Here is a 16,989-nt window from a genome sequence, read left to right as displayed (position 1 = left end):
TGGCTAATGTGAATTGGCCATCTTGTTATTACAATTAATTTCTGCGCTAAAGAAAAGGGCTTATAAATGCACGAAGGTGTGATGAAGGCATGGCTAGAATCTTCACATTTAAACGGCGGCAACGTTGCTTATATAGAAGAGCTTTATGAAGCGTATTTAGACAATGCGACTTCTGTGCCAGAAGAATGGCGAGAAGTGTTCGAACAATTACCAAAAGTTGATGGTGTGGATGTTGAAGTTAAGCATTCAGAAGTTCGTGCACAGTTTGCGGCGCTTGCGAAAAACAAGCATAGAGAAGTAGTGGTAGCAGAAGGTGGAAGCAGTGACCCTAAACAAGTCAAAGTTCTCCAGCTTATAAATGCTTTCCGTTTCCGTGGTCATCAAAATGCCAACCTAGATCCATTGGGCATTTGGCAACGTGAACGTGTTCGAGACTTAGAGCTTGAATATCATGAATTATCTAAAGCTGATTTTGACCGTGAATTTAACGTGGGATCGTTTGCCGTAGGCCGCGATACCATGCCTTTAGGTGAGTTATATCAAGCTCTAATGACCACATACTGTGGTTCTGTTGGCGCTGAGTATATGCACATCACATCAACTGAAGAAAAGCGTTGGTTACAGCAACGTTTAGAGTCAGTGCAATCACGTCCAACATTCAGTAAAGATGAAAAGTTGCGTATCCTTAAAGGATTAACCGCAGCGGATGGTCTTGAAAAATATTTAGGGGCTAAGTTCCCCGGTGCTAAACGTTTCTCACTTGAAGGTGGTGATGCATTAGTACCAATGCTTAAAGAGCTTATTCACCGTGCTGGCGAAAGTGGCCAACAAGAAGCGGTTATTGGTATGGCTCACCGTGGTCGCTTAAATGTTCTTGTCAATGTGCTTGGTAAAAACCCATCAGAACTATTTGATGAGTTTGCTGGCAAGCATAAAGAAACATTAAGCTCAGGTGATGTTAAATACCACATGGGTTACTCTTCGGATTTTGCTACTAAAGGTGGCAAAGTTCATATGGCTCTTGCCTTTAACCCATCGCATCTTGAAATCGTAAACCCAGTAGTTATGGGCTCGGTTCGTGCACGTTTAGACCGTTTGGGTGACAGTTCAGGTATTAAAGCACTACCTATCACCATTCATGGTGACTCGGCAGTGGCAGGCCAAGGTGTTGTTCAAGAAACCTTTAACTTATCGCAAACAAATGCGTTTAGTTGTGGTGGTAGTATTCGCATTGTAGTGAACAACCAAGTTGGTTTTACTACAAGCAAACAATACGATGTACGTTCAACAGATTACTGTACAGACATCGCAAAAATGGTGCAATCGCCTATTTTCCACGTTAATTCAGATGACCCTGAAGCGGTTGCATTTGTTACGCAAATCGCACTTGATTTCAGAAATCAATTTAAACGTGATGTGGTTATTGATTTAGTTTGTTATCGTCGTCACGGCCATAATGAAGCGGATGAGCCGAATGCGACTCAACCGATCATGTACCAAAAAATCAAAAAACACCCAGTGCCACGTTTGATCTACGCAGATCAGTTAATGGCTGAAGGCTCGTTTACTGAAGATGAAATTAAAGCACTGGCTGATGACTACCGTAATGGTTTAGACGAAGGCAATTGTGTTGTTGAAGAAATTCAACCAGAAACATCACACTCATCTGATTGGGCTAAGTATGTTGGCCATGAATGGAGTGTTGATTACGATGCCAGCGTTCCAGTTGAAAAATTAAAAGAACTAGGTAACAAAATAGCAAGTTACCCTGAGCAATATAAAGCTCAGTCTCGCGTTAAAAAGATTTACGATGATCGCAAATTAATGGCTAACGGTGAGAAACCACTTGATTGGGGTATGGCAGAAACACTTGCTTATGCAACGATCGCAACTGAAGGTACTGATATTCGTTTAACAGGCCAAGATTCAGGTCGTGGTACTTTCTTCCACCGCCATGCAGTTGTACATAGTCAAACTGATGGGGCTACTTACACGCCTTTACAGCACTTAAGTGAAGATCAAGGTACTTTCCAAGTATTTGACTCAGTGCTTTCAGAAGAAGCGGTTGTGGCGTTTGAATATGGTTATGCGACAGCAGAGCCAACATCACTAGTACTGTGGGAAGCACAGTTTGGTGATTTTGCTAACGGCGCACAAGTTGTATTTGACCAATTCTTAAGTTCAGGTGAGCAAAAATGGGGCCGCTTATGTGGACTGACCATTTTATTGCCACATGGTTATGAAGGGCAAGGTCCTGAACACAGTTCAGCACGTTTAGAGCGTTTCTTACAGCTATGTGCTGATCACAACATGCAAGTATGTGTGCCTTCAACACCGGCACAAGTATATGCAATGTTACGTCGTCAATCAGTAAGACCACTGCGTCGCCCACTGATTGTTATGACACCTAAATCATTGTTACGTCATCCACTTGCAACGTCGTCGCTTGAAGAGCTTGCAGAAGGTGTATTCCATAATATGATCGATGAAATCGATGATATTGATGCTAAGAAAGTAGAACGCGTAGTATTTTGTAGTGGTAAGGTTTACTACGAGCTATTACAAGAGCGTCGTAAGCTTGAGCAAGAGAATGTTGCTATTGTGCGTGTTGAACAGTTATACCCATTCCCACATGATGAAATGGAAGCCATTATGGCGCGTTATCAACATGTGAAAGACTTTGTTTGGTGTCAAGAAGAGCCGCAAAACCAAGGTGCTTGGTATTGTTCACAACACCACTTTGTAGATGCAATCCCACAAGGTGCGAAGCTTAAATATGCAGGTCGTAAAGCCTCTGCTTCTCCAGCGTGTGGTTATATGTCAGTGCATACTAAAGAACAACAAGCGCTTGTCGCAGACGCGCTTACTATTGAAAATAAAGGATAAGCAATGAGCACAGAAATTAAAGTTCCTGTTCTTCCTGAGTCGGTTGCTGATGCTTCCGTTGCTACATGGCATGTAAGTGTTGGCGACAAAGTAAGCCGTGATCAGAACTTAGTAGATATCGAAACAGACAAAGTTGTTTTAGAAGTTGTTGCACCACATGACGGTGTGATCACTGAAATTTCACAAGAAGAAGGTGCAACCGTACTTGGCGACCAAGTGATCGGTATCATTGGTGAGGCTGATGCAGCTACGCCAACTGAAGACGCAAAGAGCGAAGCTGCACCAGCTTCAGACAAACAAGAAAACGCGCCAGCGGCGCAATCAGCACCAGCATCAGAAGGTAAAGAAGTGGACATTAAAGTACCTGTACTTCCAGAATCAGTCGCAGACGCGACAGTAGCTACTTGGCATGTGCAACCAGGTGACGCAGTAACACGCGATCAAAACCTAGTTGATATCGAAACTGATAAAGTTGTTCTTGAAGTTGTTGCTCAAGAAGATGGCGTAATGGGTGAAATTATTCACGCAGAAGGCGATACAGTACTGGGTGACCAAGTTATCGGTAAAGTTAAAGCCGGTGGCGCACCAGCTGCAGCCCCTGCAGCAAAAGAACAAGCTCCAGCTGCTGATTCTAGCGATAGTTCAGACGTGTTAACACCGTCAGTGCGTCGTTTAATCGCAGAAAAAGGCCTAGATGCTTCTAAAATTAAAGGCTCTGGTAAAAATGGTCGTGTGACAAAAGAAGATGTTGATCAATTCTTGAAGTCACCAGCTCCTGCGGCTAAAGCTGAAGCAGCGCCAGCGGCACCAATGGGTGACCGTACACAAAAACGCGTTCCTATGACACGTTTACGTAAAACCATTGCTAATCGTCTTCTTGAAGCGAAAAACTCTACTGCAATGTTAACGACATTTAACGAAGTTAACATGAAACCAATCATGGATCTTCGTAAGCAGTATCAAGAAGTGTTCGAGAAACGTCACGGTATCCGTTTAGGTTTCATGTCTTTTTACGTAAAAGCAGTTACTGAAGCACTAAAACGTTTCCCTGACGTAAATGCATCAATTGATGGCGATGATATCGTATACCACAACTATTTTGATATCAGCATTGCAGTTTCTACGCCACGTGGCCTAGTGACTCCAGTACTAAAAGATTGCGATAAGCTATCTGTTGCTGAAATCGAAAAAGGTATTCGTGAATTAGCACTTAAAGGTCGTGATGGTAAGTTAACACTTGACGACATGACTGGTGGTAACTTCACTATCACTAACGGTGGTGTGTTCGGTTCGTTACTATCAACACCTATTATCAACTTACCGCAGTCTTCAATTTTGGGTATGCATAAAATCCAAGATCGTCCAATGGCTGTGAATGGTAAAGTTGAAATTCTTCCTATGATGTATTTGGCATTATCTTATGATCATCGCCAAATAGATGGTAAAGAATCTGTTGGCTTCTTAGTAACAATTAAAGAGTTACTTGAAGATCCAACTCGTTTATTACTGGATGTTTAATTCAGTAGTATAAAATATAAGCTGTGAGTCATATTCACAGCTTTTTTTTTGCGCCTTTGGTCGTACTGGGGTTTTCATGTTAAGCCTTGGGATCTATACTAGGTGCGCAATTTGGGATAGCTGTCTATTTATAAAAATAGTCAGCTCTTTTAGTATAAAAAATTGGATAAAGCATCATGAATTTGCATGAGTATCAGGCAAAACAACTTTTTGCCGAATATGGTTTACCAGTTTCTCAAGGTTTCGCTTGCGATACACCTGAAGAAGCTGCAGCAGCTGCTGAGAAAATCGGCGGTGATATGTGGGTTGTTAAAACTCAGGTTCACGCAGGTGGACGTGGTAAAGCTGGCGGTGTAAAGCTAGTTAAAACTATCGACGAAGTTAAAGCGTTTGCAGCTAACTGGTTAGGTAAAAACCTAGTTACTTACCAAACAGACGAGAATGGTCAGCCAGTTGCTAAAATTTTAGTAGAAAGCTGTACTGATATCGCCAACGAATTGTACTTAGGTGCAGTTGTTGATCGTGCATCTCGCAAAGTTGTTTTCATGGCGTCTACTGAAGGCGGTGTTGAAATTGAAACTGTTGCTGAAGAAACACCAGAGCTTATCCACAAAGCAGAGATCGACCCATTAGTAGGTCCTCAAGCTTACCAAGCACGTGAACTAGGTTTTAAATTGGGTCTTAACCCAGTACAAATGAAACAGTTCGTACAGATCTTCATGGGTCTTGGTAAAATGTTTACTGATTTCGATTTCGCTCTACTTGAAATCAACCCGCTTGTTATCACTGATGAAGGTAACCTTCACTGTCTTGACGGCAAAATCGGTATCGATGGTAATGCCCTTTACCGTCAACCTAAAATGCGTGATTTCCACGATCCATCACAAGAAGATGCACGTGAAGCACATGCAGCAAGTTTTGAACTTAACTACGTTGCATTAGACGGTAACGTTGGTTGTATGGTTAACGGTGCAGGCCTAGCAATGGGTACTATGGACATCGTAAACCTACACGGTGGTAAGCCTGCAAACTTCCTAGATGTTGGCGGCGGCGCGACTAAAGAACGTGTATCTGAAGCATTCAAAATCATTCTTTCAGATGACAACGTTAAAGCTGTTTTAGTTAACATCTTTGGTGGTATCGTTCGTTGTGACATGATCGCTGAAGGCATCATTGGCGCAGTTAAAGAAGTTGGCGTAAACGTACCTGTAGTTGTACGTTTAGAAGGTACTAACGCTGAGCTAGGTCGTGAAGTTCTTAAGAATTCTGGTCTAGATATCATTGCTGCTGAATCACTAACAGACGCGGCTGAAAAAGTTGTTGCTGCTGCGGAGGGCAAATAATGTCTGTATTAATCAATAAAGATACAAAAGTTATCTGTCAAGGTTTCACCGGTGGCCAAGGTACTTTCCACTCAGAGCAAGCGCTTGAGTACGGTACACAAATGGTTGGTGGTGTAAGCCCAGGTAAAGGCGGTCAAACGCACCTTGGTCTTCCAGTATTTAACACTGTACGTGATGCTGTAGAAGCAACAGGTGCAACTGCATCAGTTATCTATGTACCAGCACCTTTTTGTAAAGATGCTATCTTAGAAGCAATCGATGCGGGCATCGAGCTAATCGTTTGTATCACTGAAGGTATCCCTACACTTGATATGGTTGACGTTAAAGTTAAACTAGATCAAACAGGTACTCGTATGATCGGTCCTAACTGTCCAGGTGTTATCACTCCTGGTGAGACTAAGATTGGTATCATGCCTGGTCACATCCACAAACCTGGTAAAGTAGGTATTGTTTCTCGCTCTGGTACTTTAACGTACGAAGCTGTTAAACAAACTACAGATGCAGGTTTCGGTCAGTCTACCTGTGTTGGTATTGGTGGCGACCCAATTCCTGGTACTAACTTTATCGACGTTTTAGAAATGTTCGAAAAAGATCCACAAACTGAAGCGATCGTAATGATCGGTGAAATCGGTGGTACTGCAGAAGAAGAAGCTGCAGAGTACATCAAAGCTAACGTTACTAAGCCTGTTGTTTCTTACATTGCTGGTGTTACTGCACCAGAAGGTAAGCGTATGGGTCATGCTGGCGCAATCATCGCTGGCGGTAAAGGTACTGCTGATGAGAAATTTGCTGCATTAGAAGCTGCGGGCGTAAAAACTGTACGTTCACTTGCTGATATCGGTAAAGCACTTAAAGAAAAAACTGGCTGGTAATAACCTGCTATGTTTTGAAAAAAGGCTCACTTATTGAGCCTTTTTTTTGCCATTATTTATAAAGTATTATGTCTAGATAATGATAAATTTCCGAATCTCTAGCTGTTTATTTAATAATAAAAATCAATAGCTTGTTTCAATAAACTCTACTGGTAATAATCAAAACTGCCGTTATAATGTGCGATTGCTTTTTATCATTGGAAGATCTAGCAGTAATGCGAATAATTTATTTTACAGTCTACCTTGTATGCTTTTGTTGCTCTTTCAATTTATTTTCATCTACTTCATTTCGTACCGCATTTTTAGTAACCGAACAACGCGCATTAGCTGAACCAAATCAGTTGATCGAAGAATTAGTTATTACACAAGCAGCTCAGCGTATTTCTACCACTGAACACGCTTATAATAATACTTTGTTAGCGCGGCTGTATTTATTTAAAGGTGATATCGCACGTTCACAAAGTTACTTTGAACTTGCCCAACAACAACTGCCTAAAGACGATGATTGGATCCAAGGTTATTGGTTAATGTATCGGAGTGTTTTTTCTTTAGAAGAAGGGCTGTTACCTGAAAGTATTAAACAAATCCGCTTAGCACAAAATGCCTTTATTCAAGCAAACGATTTAGAGATGTTGGTACAAGCTGAGTCAATTTAAGGGGCTCTGTTGCTCTGGCAAGAGGAATACCCTAAAGCAATAGAAATTATCGAAAATGCCTACATTGAAGCCAAAACTGCGAATATGTCATCAACTACCATGCTTTATGTTTATGATAGTTTAGCTGCATATTATTCGACCATGTCACTATTTGAGAAAGGTAAGCAATATGCAGTTTTAGCACGCGATCTCGCCAGTAAAAACGGCAATTTTGTCAATGGTTTGCCTGTTATCTATATCTTATGCATGACATATGAGCGCGCCGAAAAACTTGATTCAGCGGCGGCTTGTTATGAAGAAATGATAATGTTATCAGCAATGGTAAAAGCACCGCGCTATCTTTTTTTAGCGCCAGCTGGTAAAGCAAATGTCACTCTGAAGCAAAAAAAATATTCGCAAGCGTTGCAACTACTATACTTGGCTAAAAGTTATGTTAATAAAGTGATTGTAAATCCAGCGCATATAATTGCGTTAAATAATGGATTTGCTAAAACTTTCTTAGCATTACAGCAACCAGAGCAAGCACTTGAATATATTCAAGCATCAGAGTTATTGTTGACTGATTACGATAGGCCGCTTAATAACCGTTACAGCCGGAATACACTCAGCTTAAAGGCGCAAAGCCTAGAACAATTAGGTCGTTTTGCAGAGGCTACTAATGCACTGAAGTTATTGATTAAGCTTACAGAGCAAGCAAAAGAAACAACGCAGCAGAAACTCGAGCAAGAAGCACGCTCACGATTTGAATCTACTCAACAAGATATCAAATTGCAGTTTGCTGAAGAGAAATTAAAATACCAACAAATTACTTTAGATAAGTTAGCTAAAGAAGGACAGTTACAAGCAGCCTATTCTGTTATTGGTATATTAGCGATATTAAGCATTACAATTTTCGCATTAAATCAACGCAAAGCATATTTACGAAGCCAACGCAGAGCAAATACAGATCCACTCACTGGAGCTCATAACCGTCGCTATATTCTCGATTTTATTGCAGCGCAACTTATCGGGAAGCAACAAAACTTTTCAGTTTCAATTTTAGATATTGATCATTTTAAACAAGTAAATGATCAATATGGTCATGATATCGGTGATCAAGCCCTAATTGCTTTTAGCGCGTTACTTACAGAGCAGTTAGCTGATACTGAGTATCAATTTGCTCGCTTTGGTGGTGAAGAGTTTATTGTGGTAATGCCAAACTTAACACTTGCACAAGGGCATGATTTTATCGGTAACTTATGCATTTGTTTAAAATCGTTAAGCTTGACCGGTAAAAAAATCACTTTAACAAGCAGTGCTGGTGTAGCACAAATGCAGCCAGGACTCGCCCTTAATACGTTATTAAAAGTTGCTGACACAAACCTTTACCATGCTAAAAATACTGGCAGGGATAAGGTCTGTAGTTAACCTGAACTTAGCTTAAGGGGTTCATTATCGACAAGCTCGCTATTATAGATAATGATTGATATGTTGAAAAAATCGCACAGTGATATCTTGGCGCTCTATATTAATAGATAATGGTTCGATGAGTGTACGGATCACACTTTCAACTTGATTCATAAACCGACCGTGGCCAATTCCTTGTTCGTCTTTTTCACTGGCAACAATAACAAAATGCAGTGAATCTACTAGTTTTTCATCATGCCAATAATGACTATATTGCGTTTTTTGATCGTCGGTTGAAAAACTTAGCTTTTGCAATTCATGATTGCCATCGTTGTTATCAGTCTTACTGTTTCTAATTATTGGCATCGTACCATTTGCTATCATCGCCGCTAAATGTAAATTTTTGGCGGCGCATTGCTTAATAAATGCGTCATAAAAGTGCTGGTAAAACTCTGTGAATGTTGGCTTATTAAGTAAATGATGAAACTGAGTTTTAATAGTACGTGTTATTGGGATCGCAAATGTCGTATAGGTCATCTCATTATGTTCTGCAGGGAGTGTACAATGGCGGCTTTGGTAGCGAGGGTAGAGTCCTCTGAGTTTATAACCGTAGCTTTCTTTACATCCTTTCGCTTTGGCGAACAAGTCATAGGTTAAATGTTGATGATCACGCACTTTTATTGCTGCTTCATCGATCAATAATGTGCTTTGTAGGTATTCGAGTACTTTTTTAACCCGAGTATGGAATATGGCAGCATTCGCACGCAAGTCTTCACCAGTAGCAAGGAAGAGTAAGCGAATTTTTTTACTGGGTTTGCTGCTGTCGTAAATGCATTTATGCGCTTCATGGTAACGCGGGTTATAAAAGAATAAAATTTGTTTTTCTGTTTGTAAACAATACGACTCTTCATGAAACCTAACAACGGGGAGCTTATCGTTTGCTATCAAATGTACATTGTGTAGCTCGTATTCATCACATGAAGAGAATAGCTGTCGTGCTAAACGTTCATAACATTGCTGTATATTACTAAAACGTGCGTATAAATCGGCACTGGGTACGAACTCCGCTAAGATATATTGGTTTGCGCGTGCAGTAGTTGGGATATAAACGCGATGCTGTGAAAGTGAAGCCATTATTTTCTCCTTAAAAGAATTACTTTAATGACGTCACTGTAGCTTGGTTGAATGACTGTTTTATTGCGCTAGAACAATTTATCGTCATTAAGAGATTAAATAACAACCCAGGCGTGGTTCTTTAGCTAGTATTTTCCGCTAAGCACACAATATGTAATAAACCCGCATCTATTACTGTATGTTAAAGTTTGTTTTTATAATATACCCAAACCACCTCAATATGCAGAATTCAGCGTTTCACAGGGGCTTAATATCAAGGCGTTACTTTGCAACAATGGCAGTCCCTTTTAAGAAGTAACAACGATGAGAGTAAGTGCTTGCGAAACGCCCAACGGGTTGGTTTAAAAGCGATTTATACTGCGTTATTGATTTTACCAATAGAACCACTATTATTTGCAATCAATGCCTTGCCTAAATCGCTTTTAATTCCAACTGAAACTCGCATCTTGGGGTGGTTTGGGTATAATGCAGTAGTTTTGTCACCATGCACTATTGTGAGGATTGTATTCCTATGGCGGAAATTGAGAATCGCCCAAGTAACTTTATAAGAACCCGTATTGATGAAGATTTAGCATCAGGTAAACATGCGTCTACATATACTCGTTTTCCACCAGAGCCAAATGGTTTTTTACATATTGGTCATGCTAAATCAATTTGTTTAAATTTTGGTATTGCGCAAGACTACAGTGGTCAATGTAATTTACGTTTTGATGATACTAACCCTGAAAAAGAAGATATTAACTACGTTAATTCAATCAAAGAAGATGTTCAGTGGTTAGGTTTTAACTGGGATGGTGAAATAAAGTATTCGTCAAATTATTTTGATACTTTGTATGACTATGCTGTAGAGCTTATTAATAAAGGCTTAGCCTATGTGTGCTTTTTAACAGCTGATCAAGCGCGTGAATATCGCGGCACGTTAAAAGAGCCTGGTAAAAATAGTCCAACCCGTGATACTAGTCCTTCAGAAAACTTAGCACTATTTGAAAAAATGCGTGCTGGTGAATTTAAAGAAGGCGAGTGTGTATTACGCGCAAAAATCGATATGGCCAGCTCATTTATGGTGCTGCGTGATCCTATTATTTATCGTGTGCGTTTTGCTCATCATCATCAAACCGGTGATAAATGGTGTATTTACCCAATGTATGACTTTACGCACTGTATCTCAGATGCGCTAGAGGGCATTACCCATTCATTGTGTACACTTGAATTTCAAGATAACCGCCGTCTATATGATTGGGTGTTAGATAACATAAGTATTGAATGTCATCCACAACAAATTGAGTTTTCAAGGTTAAACCTTGAATACACTATAATGTCAAAGCGTAAGCTAAATGACTTAGTGGTCAATGAGTATGTTGAAGGGTGGGATGATCCGCGTATGCCTACTATTGCAGGTCTTCGCCGTCGTGGTTATACACCAGCATCAATTCGTGAATTTTGCTTACGTATTGGCGTAACCAAACAAGAAAACATGGTTGAAATGGGCATGCTTGAAGCCTGTATCCGTGAAGACTTAAACGAACATGCTCCACGTGCCATGGCCGTTCTCGATCCGGTTAAAATCATCATTGAAAACTATGCTGTTGATACCGTTGAAACCTTATCAATTGCAAATCATCCAAATGATGAAAGTATGGGTCGTCGTGATGTTCCGTTCACCCGTGAAATTTATATTGAACGTGAAGACTTCAAAGAAGAAGCAAATAACAAATTCAAGCGCTTAGTACTTGATAAAGAAGTTCGATTACGTGGTGCTTATGTTATTAAAGCAGAGCGTGTTGAAAAAGACGAAAATGGCGAAATAACCACGATTTTTTGTAGCTATGATCCACAAACGCTGGGCAAAAATCCAACTGATGGACGTAAAGTGAAGGGCGTTATCCACTGGGTGTCAGCCAGTGAGTCAATCACCGCAGAAGTTCGTTTATATGATCGGTTATTCAGCGTACCAAATCCTGCAGCAGCTGAAGACTTTGCAACAACTTTAAATCCTGATTCATTAGTGGTTTTAGTAAACGCAAAACTTGAGCCATCACTTGCTAATGCAGAGCCTGCACAAGGTTTTCAATTTGAACGTACAGGGTACTTCAGCCGTGATACTAAGTCAGAGAACATTGTATTTAACCAAACAGTTGGTTTACGTGATTCTTGGACTAAAACACAGCAGTAGTTTTTTATCCCTTCGCTCAAAGGCGAGGGGATAAAAGTAACAGACATAAAAAAACCTGCAATTTGCAGGTTTTTTTTATTCAGCTAATAAATTATTGGCTATCAGCAAATGCTTTACATGCTGCAGTGTCAGTACACTCACCATACAAATAAAGAGAGTGGTTGGTTAATTTAATACCATTTTCTTCTGAAATTTCAAGTTGACGACGTTCAATCATTTCATCTTCAAATTCAACAACTTTACCACATTTTAAACATACTAGGTGATCATGGTGTGTGCTACCAGAGAGTTCAAATACAGACTTACCGCCTTCAAAATGGTGACGGCTAACAATACCCGCATCATCAAATTGGTTAAGTACGCGGTACACAGTAGCAAGGCCAATTTCTTCACCTAGGTCCAAAAGAATTTTGTAAACATCTTCAGCGCTGATGTGTTGGTTATCTGGAGATTGTAAAATCTCTAAAATTTTAATACGCGGCAAAGTTACTTTTAAGCCGGCTTTTTTTAATTCCAAGTTATGATCAGTCATTAAATCTGTCTCAATTATATTTGGTTATACTAGACACCTTACAAAGATGTACACGACACATTAGCAACGATAAGAATAACGTGCCTAGTCATTAAGTGCAAAGATCAATTGCTAGAAATACTTATAAAATGTGTAATAGGAAAACGAACGTCACTATTTTATACGATTACTAGCAATAAAGTGCATTTAATCAGCAAGTTCACTTAAACACATTTCTTCATAAACTTGTGCTGACCATGCTTTTACACGTTGTTCAGTAAGCTCTGGTTGACGGTCTTCATCAATGCCTAAACCAACAAAATGGTTGTCATCAGCCATGCCTTTCGAGGCTTCAAAATCATACCCTTGTGTTGGCCAATGACCCACAACAATAGCGCCACGCTCAGTAACGATGTCATTGATCATACCCATCGCATCAAGGAAGTATTCAGCGTAGTCTTCTTGATCGCCACAGCCAAAAATAGCCACAAGCTTGCCTTCAAAATCAACTTCTTCTAATTCAGGGAAAAAGTCATCCCAATCACATTGTGCTTCACCATAATACCAAGTAGGAATGCCAAATAAGATTAAATCAAATTCTGCGATCTGTTCTTTTGAACTTTTAGCAATATCATGCACAGCCACTAACTTTTTACCCAATTCTTTTTGGATCATTTTAGCTACGTGTTCTGTGTTACCTGTGTCACTTCCGAAAAAAATACCTACACTTGCCATGGATTTAAAACCTTTTATCTATCAATAGCCAATCTTTCTTGTAAAATAGTTTCAATCAGCGCACTGCGGCTAATATTTTGTGCATCGGCCATATCGCTTAACGCTTGATATAACTGCGATGAAACTTTAAATTCGACACGCTTTAAACCACGTGCTTTATCTCTTTTTATTTGATTACGTTTATTTACCTTTAACTGAACCTCCCTTGGTAGGGGATTCGTTTTTGGTCTGCCGGGGCGTTTTTCGTATTCAAATAAATCGAGCGTTGTTCTATCTGTTTCAGACTTAGCCATGGTTAACCCACACCCGCACCTTGCCAAAAAACTTGAATAAGTCCTTTAGCGATAAAACCAGAACACCCTAAAAATAGCACAAGCCATACTACATAACGGCCAAATTTAGGCACATTACCTTTTTTTAGTACGTCTTGGATAGCCATACCGATAAAAAAGAACACACCGGCTAAGCCAAAGTACAACCCAAGGGTATCAAATTCGTTAATTAACTGACTGACCATCAACGTATAACCTTTAAATTAAACGGCGCGTACTATAGCATATAAAATTGTAATAATTTAGTGCGCTAAGTCAAAAATACGTGATTAAATTTTGCTTTATTAAGCCATTAAAAAATCATTGATAGACTTATTAACCGCCATTGGTTTTTGGGCATGCAACCAATGACCTGCGCCATGAATAATTTTTGCTTTTGCGTTGCTAAATTGAGCCATAATAGCTTCACGATATTCAGGCAATATATAATCAGAATCGTTCCCTTTGATAAATAAAGTATCGCATAAACAAGAATCATTTGCTTTAATATTTGCTAAAATATTGCGATATTTTTCACTTAGGGTAGTCAAATTAAAGCGCCACTGCAGTTCACCAAGTTCGTTTTTCGCATAGCTTTTTAGCAAAAACTGGCGAACACCTAATTCAGGTATTAGCTGCGTCATTAATTTATCCGCTTCTTTGCGGTCATTAATAGCATGGCTTTTTACCAGCTTTAATGCCGCAATGATATCATCATGACGACTTTGATATGCAACAGGAGCGATATCTAATACTACGAGCTTATTTACTGAGCTTGGATTAATATGTGCTATTTGCATAGCAACTTTCCCGCCCATAGAATGACCGACTAAATGGGCTTTATCAATACTTAAATGGTCCATTAAGGCGAGTACGTCGTCAGCCATTGCCGGGTAATCCATAATATCACTGTGTGGTGAACGGCCATGGTTACGTAAATCAAGATTCGTTACTGTAAAATTTTCTGCCAATGCATTGGCTATAACATTTAAATTTTCCAGTGAACCAAACAATCCATGGATCAAAATTACATGCGGCCCTTGGCCAGTTTGTTTGTAATTTAACAGCATCACAGTTTCCAAAAACAATCTCATAAAAGTGTGCCTAGTTTGCCTAGTGAAATAACAAATTGCAAAACATAGAGAATTAAATCAGGTTTGGGTATAATCAGCATGGATGAAAAAAATGTGACCCGTAACGACAGGAATAACATGAAAAAAATTGACATAGACGACGAGTTATATCAATACATTGCAAGTAACACTCAAAGTATAGGCGAAAGCGCCTCAACTATTTTACGTCGTTTATTAAATATTCACGGCGAAAATGATTTAGCCGCGCAAGAAAAACCAGAACAGCCCGTCACGCATGAGGTTGCAAAGACGACTCAAACAACTGAACACACCTCATCGACCGAGAATAAAAAGTCAGCCGCTGTCACACCATTGACACAAGCGCATGCCAGTGTTTTTAATATACTCAATAAAGAAGAGTTGGCGATGCAAAAAGGCGTAGTAGGGCGCTTTTTGTTTATTTTATCTGCTTTACATAGAACTCATAAAACTGATTTTTCAGCGGTATTGGATGTGCAAGGGCGTGATCGCGTTTACTTCGCAACCAGCAAAGAAGCGTTAGTAAACAGTGGCAGCAGTATGAATCCAAAAAACATTACCGACAGTGAATACTGGGTAATGACCAACTCAAATACTACCCGTAAGAAAATGATGCTACACGAAGTGGCACTTGGCTTAGGCTATAGTGCTGAACAAGCTGAAAAAATTCGAGACTACTTATAAAGGAAATGTAATGGCGATTCATTCCGGTGCAGGGAAACCTGCAACACAATCAGATTTAGTAAATGTACCAAAATTAGTGTCTGCTTATTATTTAAATGAACCCGATCTAGAGCAAAACCCTGAACATTGTGTTGCTTTTGGTACTTCAGGGCACCGAGGTTGTTCATATGATGTGAAATTCAATGAATCTCACATTCTCGCCATTACTCAAGCAATTTGTGATTACCGAAAACAAAATAATATTTTTGGACCGCTATTCTTAGGTAAGGATACGCACGCGTTAAGTGAGGCGGCTTACAATTCAGCGATTGAAGTGCTTGTTGCTAACGAAGTACAAGTGATCACGCAAGAAAACGACGATTTTACACCTACACCGGTGATTAGCCACGCGGTCGTGTGTCATAACAAATTACATCCTCATGAATTAGCTGACGGTATTGTTGTTACACCTTCACATAATCCTCCAGAAGACGGCGGTTTTAAATATAACCCACCTAATGGCGGGCCGGCAGATACTGACGTTACTAAGTGGATAGAAGACAGAGCAAATCAACTACTACTAGAAGATTTAGTTGAGGTTGAGCTATTCCCATTTGCAAAAGCTGCCCGTTCAGGTTTTATTAAATACCAAGATTTAATGACTCCTTATATTGAAGATTTGATTAATGTTGTTGATGTAAAAGCGATTGCAAAGGCAAATATTAAAGTGGGTATTGATCCGCTCGGTGGTTCAGGGATCAACTTTTGGCCTATTATCGCCGAAAAATTTGCTTTAGATTTAACAATCGTCAATGAAAGTGTCGATCCGCGCTTTGCATTTATGCCACTTGATAAAGATGGCAAAATTCGTATGGATTGCTCATCACCTTATGCGATGGCAAACTTAATCGCCCTTAAAGATGATTTTGATATAAGCATTGGCAATGATCCAGACTATGATCGCCATGGTATTGTAACTCCTGACGGCTTAATGAATCCTAATCACTTTTTAGCGGTTGCCATTGATTACTTATTAAATCATCGTGATTGGTCCAAAGACGTTGAAATTGGCAAGACACTTGTTTCAAGTGCGATGATTGACCGAGTAGTTGCCCGTAATAATCGTCAAGTACGAGAAGTACCTGTTGGTTTTAAATGGTTTGTCGAAGGGCTAAGTACTGGAACACTCGCGTTTGGCGGTGAAGAAAGTGCCGGGGCATCATTCCTTCGTTTTGACGGTACAGTATGGAATACCGACAAAGACGGTTTCATCATGGGTTTATTAGCCGCGGAAATTTTAGCTGTAACAGGAAAAACTCCATCAGCACTTTATAAAGAGCTTGAGCTCGAATTTGGTGCGCCTATATACAAACGTATAGATGCACCTGCAAGTTCTGCCCAAAAAGAGCGACTTAAAGGGCTAAGTGCGAAAGATGTTACGGCAGATACACTTGCGGGCGAGCCTATTTTACAAAAGCTAACTCATGCGCCTGGTAATAATGCCGCTATTGGTGGTTTAAAAGTAGTTACTGAAAACGGCTGGTTTGCAGCGCGTCCATCAGGGACTGAAGACATTTATAAAATTTACCTTGAATCATTCAAAGGTGAAGAACATTTAGCGCTATTAGAAAAAGAAGCCAAGAAGTTGGTTGATTCAGTGATTAGTTAATAACGCTTAGACTATTTTAT

15 protein-coding genes are annotated in these 16,989 nt (G+C 39.9%); 9 read left to right on the top strand and 6 right to left on the bottom strand.

The window, feature by feature from the left end; genetic code table 11:
* Positions 1 to 66 precede the first annotated feature (66 nt).
* The 6 genes from sucA (at position 67) to H5183_RS03290 (ending at position 8,682) form a co-directional block, all read left to right on the top strand.
* Positions 67 to 2,886: a 2-oxoglutarate dehydrogenase E1 component gene (gene sucA, locus H5183_RS03315; protein ID WP_145233864.1), complete on the top strand. Its 2,820-nt coding sequence runs from the start codon at positions 67 to 69 to the stop codon at positions 2,884 to 2,886.
* Positions 2,887 to 2,889: 3 nt separating this feature from the next.
* Positions 2,890 to 4,404 carry a 2-oxoglutarate dehydrogenase complex dihydrolipoyllysine-residue succinyltransferase gene (gene odhB, locus H5183_RS03310; protein ID WP_145233866.1) on the top strand — a complete coding sequence of 505 codons (1,515 nt, stop codon included), beginning with the start codon at positions 2,890 to 2,892 and terminating at the stop codon, positions 4,402 to 4,404.
* Between the two features lie 176 nt (positions 4,405 to 4,580).
* Positions 4,581 to 5,747 (top strand): ADP-forming succinate--CoA ligase subunit beta, encoded by a 1,167-nt coding sequence (gene sucC, locus H5183_RS03305; RefSeq protein WP_145233868.1) that lies wholly within the window; start codon positions 4,581 to 4,583, stop codon positions 5,745 to 5,747.
* The gene (sucD, locus tag H5183_RS03300) at positions 5,747 to 6,619 is read left to right on the top strand and encodes a succinate--CoA ligase subunit alpha (RefSeq protein ID WP_145233870.1); all 873 of its coding nucleotides are present in this window, start codon (positions 5,747 to 5,749) and stop codon (positions 6,617 to 6,619) included. Before sucC ends, sucD begins: the two co-directional genes overlap by 1 nt.
* A gap of 215 nt (positions 6,620 to 6,834) precedes the next feature.
* Positions 6,835 to 7,275 (top strand): hypothetical protein, encoded by a 441-nt coding sequence (locus H5183_RS03295; protein WP_182730943.1) that lies wholly within the window; start codon positions 6,835 to 6,837, stop codon positions 7,273 to 7,275.
* A gap of 9 nt (positions 7,276 to 7,284) precedes the next feature.
* On the top strand, positions 7,285 to 8,682 hold the full coding sequence (locus H5183_RS03290; RefSeq protein WP_182730942.1) for a GGDEF domain-containing protein: 1,398 nt from the start codon (positions 7,285 to 7,287) through the stop codon (positions 8,680 to 8,682).
* A 42-nt stretch (positions 8,683 to 8,724) separates the two neighbouring features.
* Here H5183_RS03290 and H5183_RS03285 read toward each other — a convergent pair whose 3' ends face one another.
* Positions 8,725 to 9,795 carry a DUF3083 family protein gene (locus tag H5183_RS03285; protein ID WP_145233874.1) on the bottom strand — a complete coding sequence of 357 codons (1,071 nt, stop codon included), beginning with the start codon at positions 9,793 to 9,795 and terminating at the stop codon, positions 8,725 to 8,727.
* Positions 9,796 to 10,306: 511 nt separating this feature from the next.
* On the opposite strand from H5183_RS03285, the gene glnS reads away from it, so the two are divergent.
* Positions 10,307 to 11,968, top strand: coding sequence for a glutamine--tRNA ligase (gene glnS, locus H5183_RS03280; RefSeq protein WP_182730941.1), 1,662 nt, complete (start codon positions 10,307 to 10,309; stop codon positions 11,966 to 11,968).
* A gap of 91 nt (positions 11,969 to 12,059) precedes the next feature.
* Here glnS and fur read toward each other — a convergent pair whose 3' ends face one another.
* From fur to H5183_RS03255, 5 genes are all read right to left on the bottom strand, one after another.
* Positions 12,060 to 12,500 (bottom strand): ferric iron uptake transcriptional regulator, encoded by a 441-nt coding sequence (gene fur / locus H5183_RS03275; RefSeq protein ID WP_145233880.1) that lies wholly within the window; start codon positions 12,498 to 12,500, stop codon positions 12,060 to 12,062.
* A 186-nt stretch (positions 12,501 to 12,686) separates the two neighbouring features.
* Positions 12,687 to 13,214, bottom strand: coding sequence for a flavodoxin FldA (gene fldA / locus H5183_RS03270; RefSeq protein ID WP_145233882.1), 528 nt, complete (start codon positions 13,212 to 13,214; stop codon positions 12,687 to 12,689).
* 14 nt (positions 13,215 to 13,228) lie between these two features.
* Positions 13,229 to 13,507 (bottom strand): LexA regulated protein, encoded by a 279-nt coding sequence (gene ybfE, locus H5183_RS03265; RefSeq protein WP_016709654.1) that lies wholly within the window; start codon positions 13,505 to 13,507, stop codon positions 13,229 to 13,231.
* A gap of 2 nt (positions 13,508 to 13,509) precedes the next feature.
* On the bottom strand, positions 13,510 to 13,731 hold the full coding sequence (locus tag H5183_RS03260) for a DUF2788 domain-containing protein (protein ID WP_054204660.1): 222 nt from the start codon (positions 13,729 to 13,731) through the stop codon (positions 13,510 to 13,512).
* 99 nt (positions 13,732 to 13,830) lie between these two features.
* Positions 13,831 to 14,595 (bottom strand): alpha/beta fold hydrolase, encoded by a 765-nt coding sequence (locus tag H5183_RS03255; protein ID WP_145234106.1) that lies wholly within the window; start codon positions 14,593 to 14,595, stop codon positions 13,831 to 13,833.
* 141 nt (positions 14,596 to 14,736) lie between these two features.
* Here H5183_RS03255 and seqA point away from each other — a divergent pair, with 141 nt between their 5' ends.
* Together seqA and pgm are read left to right on the top strand one after the other, a co-directional pair.
* A complete protein-coding gene (gene seqA, locus H5183_RS03250; RefSeq protein ID WP_182717858.1) occupies positions 14,737 to 15,321 on the top strand; it encodes a replication initiation negative regulator SeqA in 585 nt (194 codons plus the stop codon).
* Positions 15,322 to 15,331: 10 nt separating this feature from the next.
* The gene (gene pgm / locus H5183_RS03245) at positions 15,332 to 16,969 is read left to right on the top strand and encodes a phosphoglucomutase (alpha-D-glucose-1,6-bisphosphate-dependent) (protein WP_182730940.1); all 1,638 of its coding nucleotides are present in this window, start codon (positions 15,332 to 15,334) and stop codon (positions 16,967 to 16,969) included.
* Positions 16,970 to 16,989: the final 20 nt, after the last annotated feature.

This window comes from Pseudoalteromonas sp. SR44-8 (genome assembly GCF_014163635.1).
GTDB lineage: Bacteria > Pseudomonadota > Gammaproteobacteria > Enterobacterales > Alteromonadaceae > Pseudoalteromonas > Pseudoalteromonas rhizosphaerae.
Note: the sequence above shows the minus strand (reverse complement) of the source record. Positions and strands in the feature narration are given on the sequence as shown.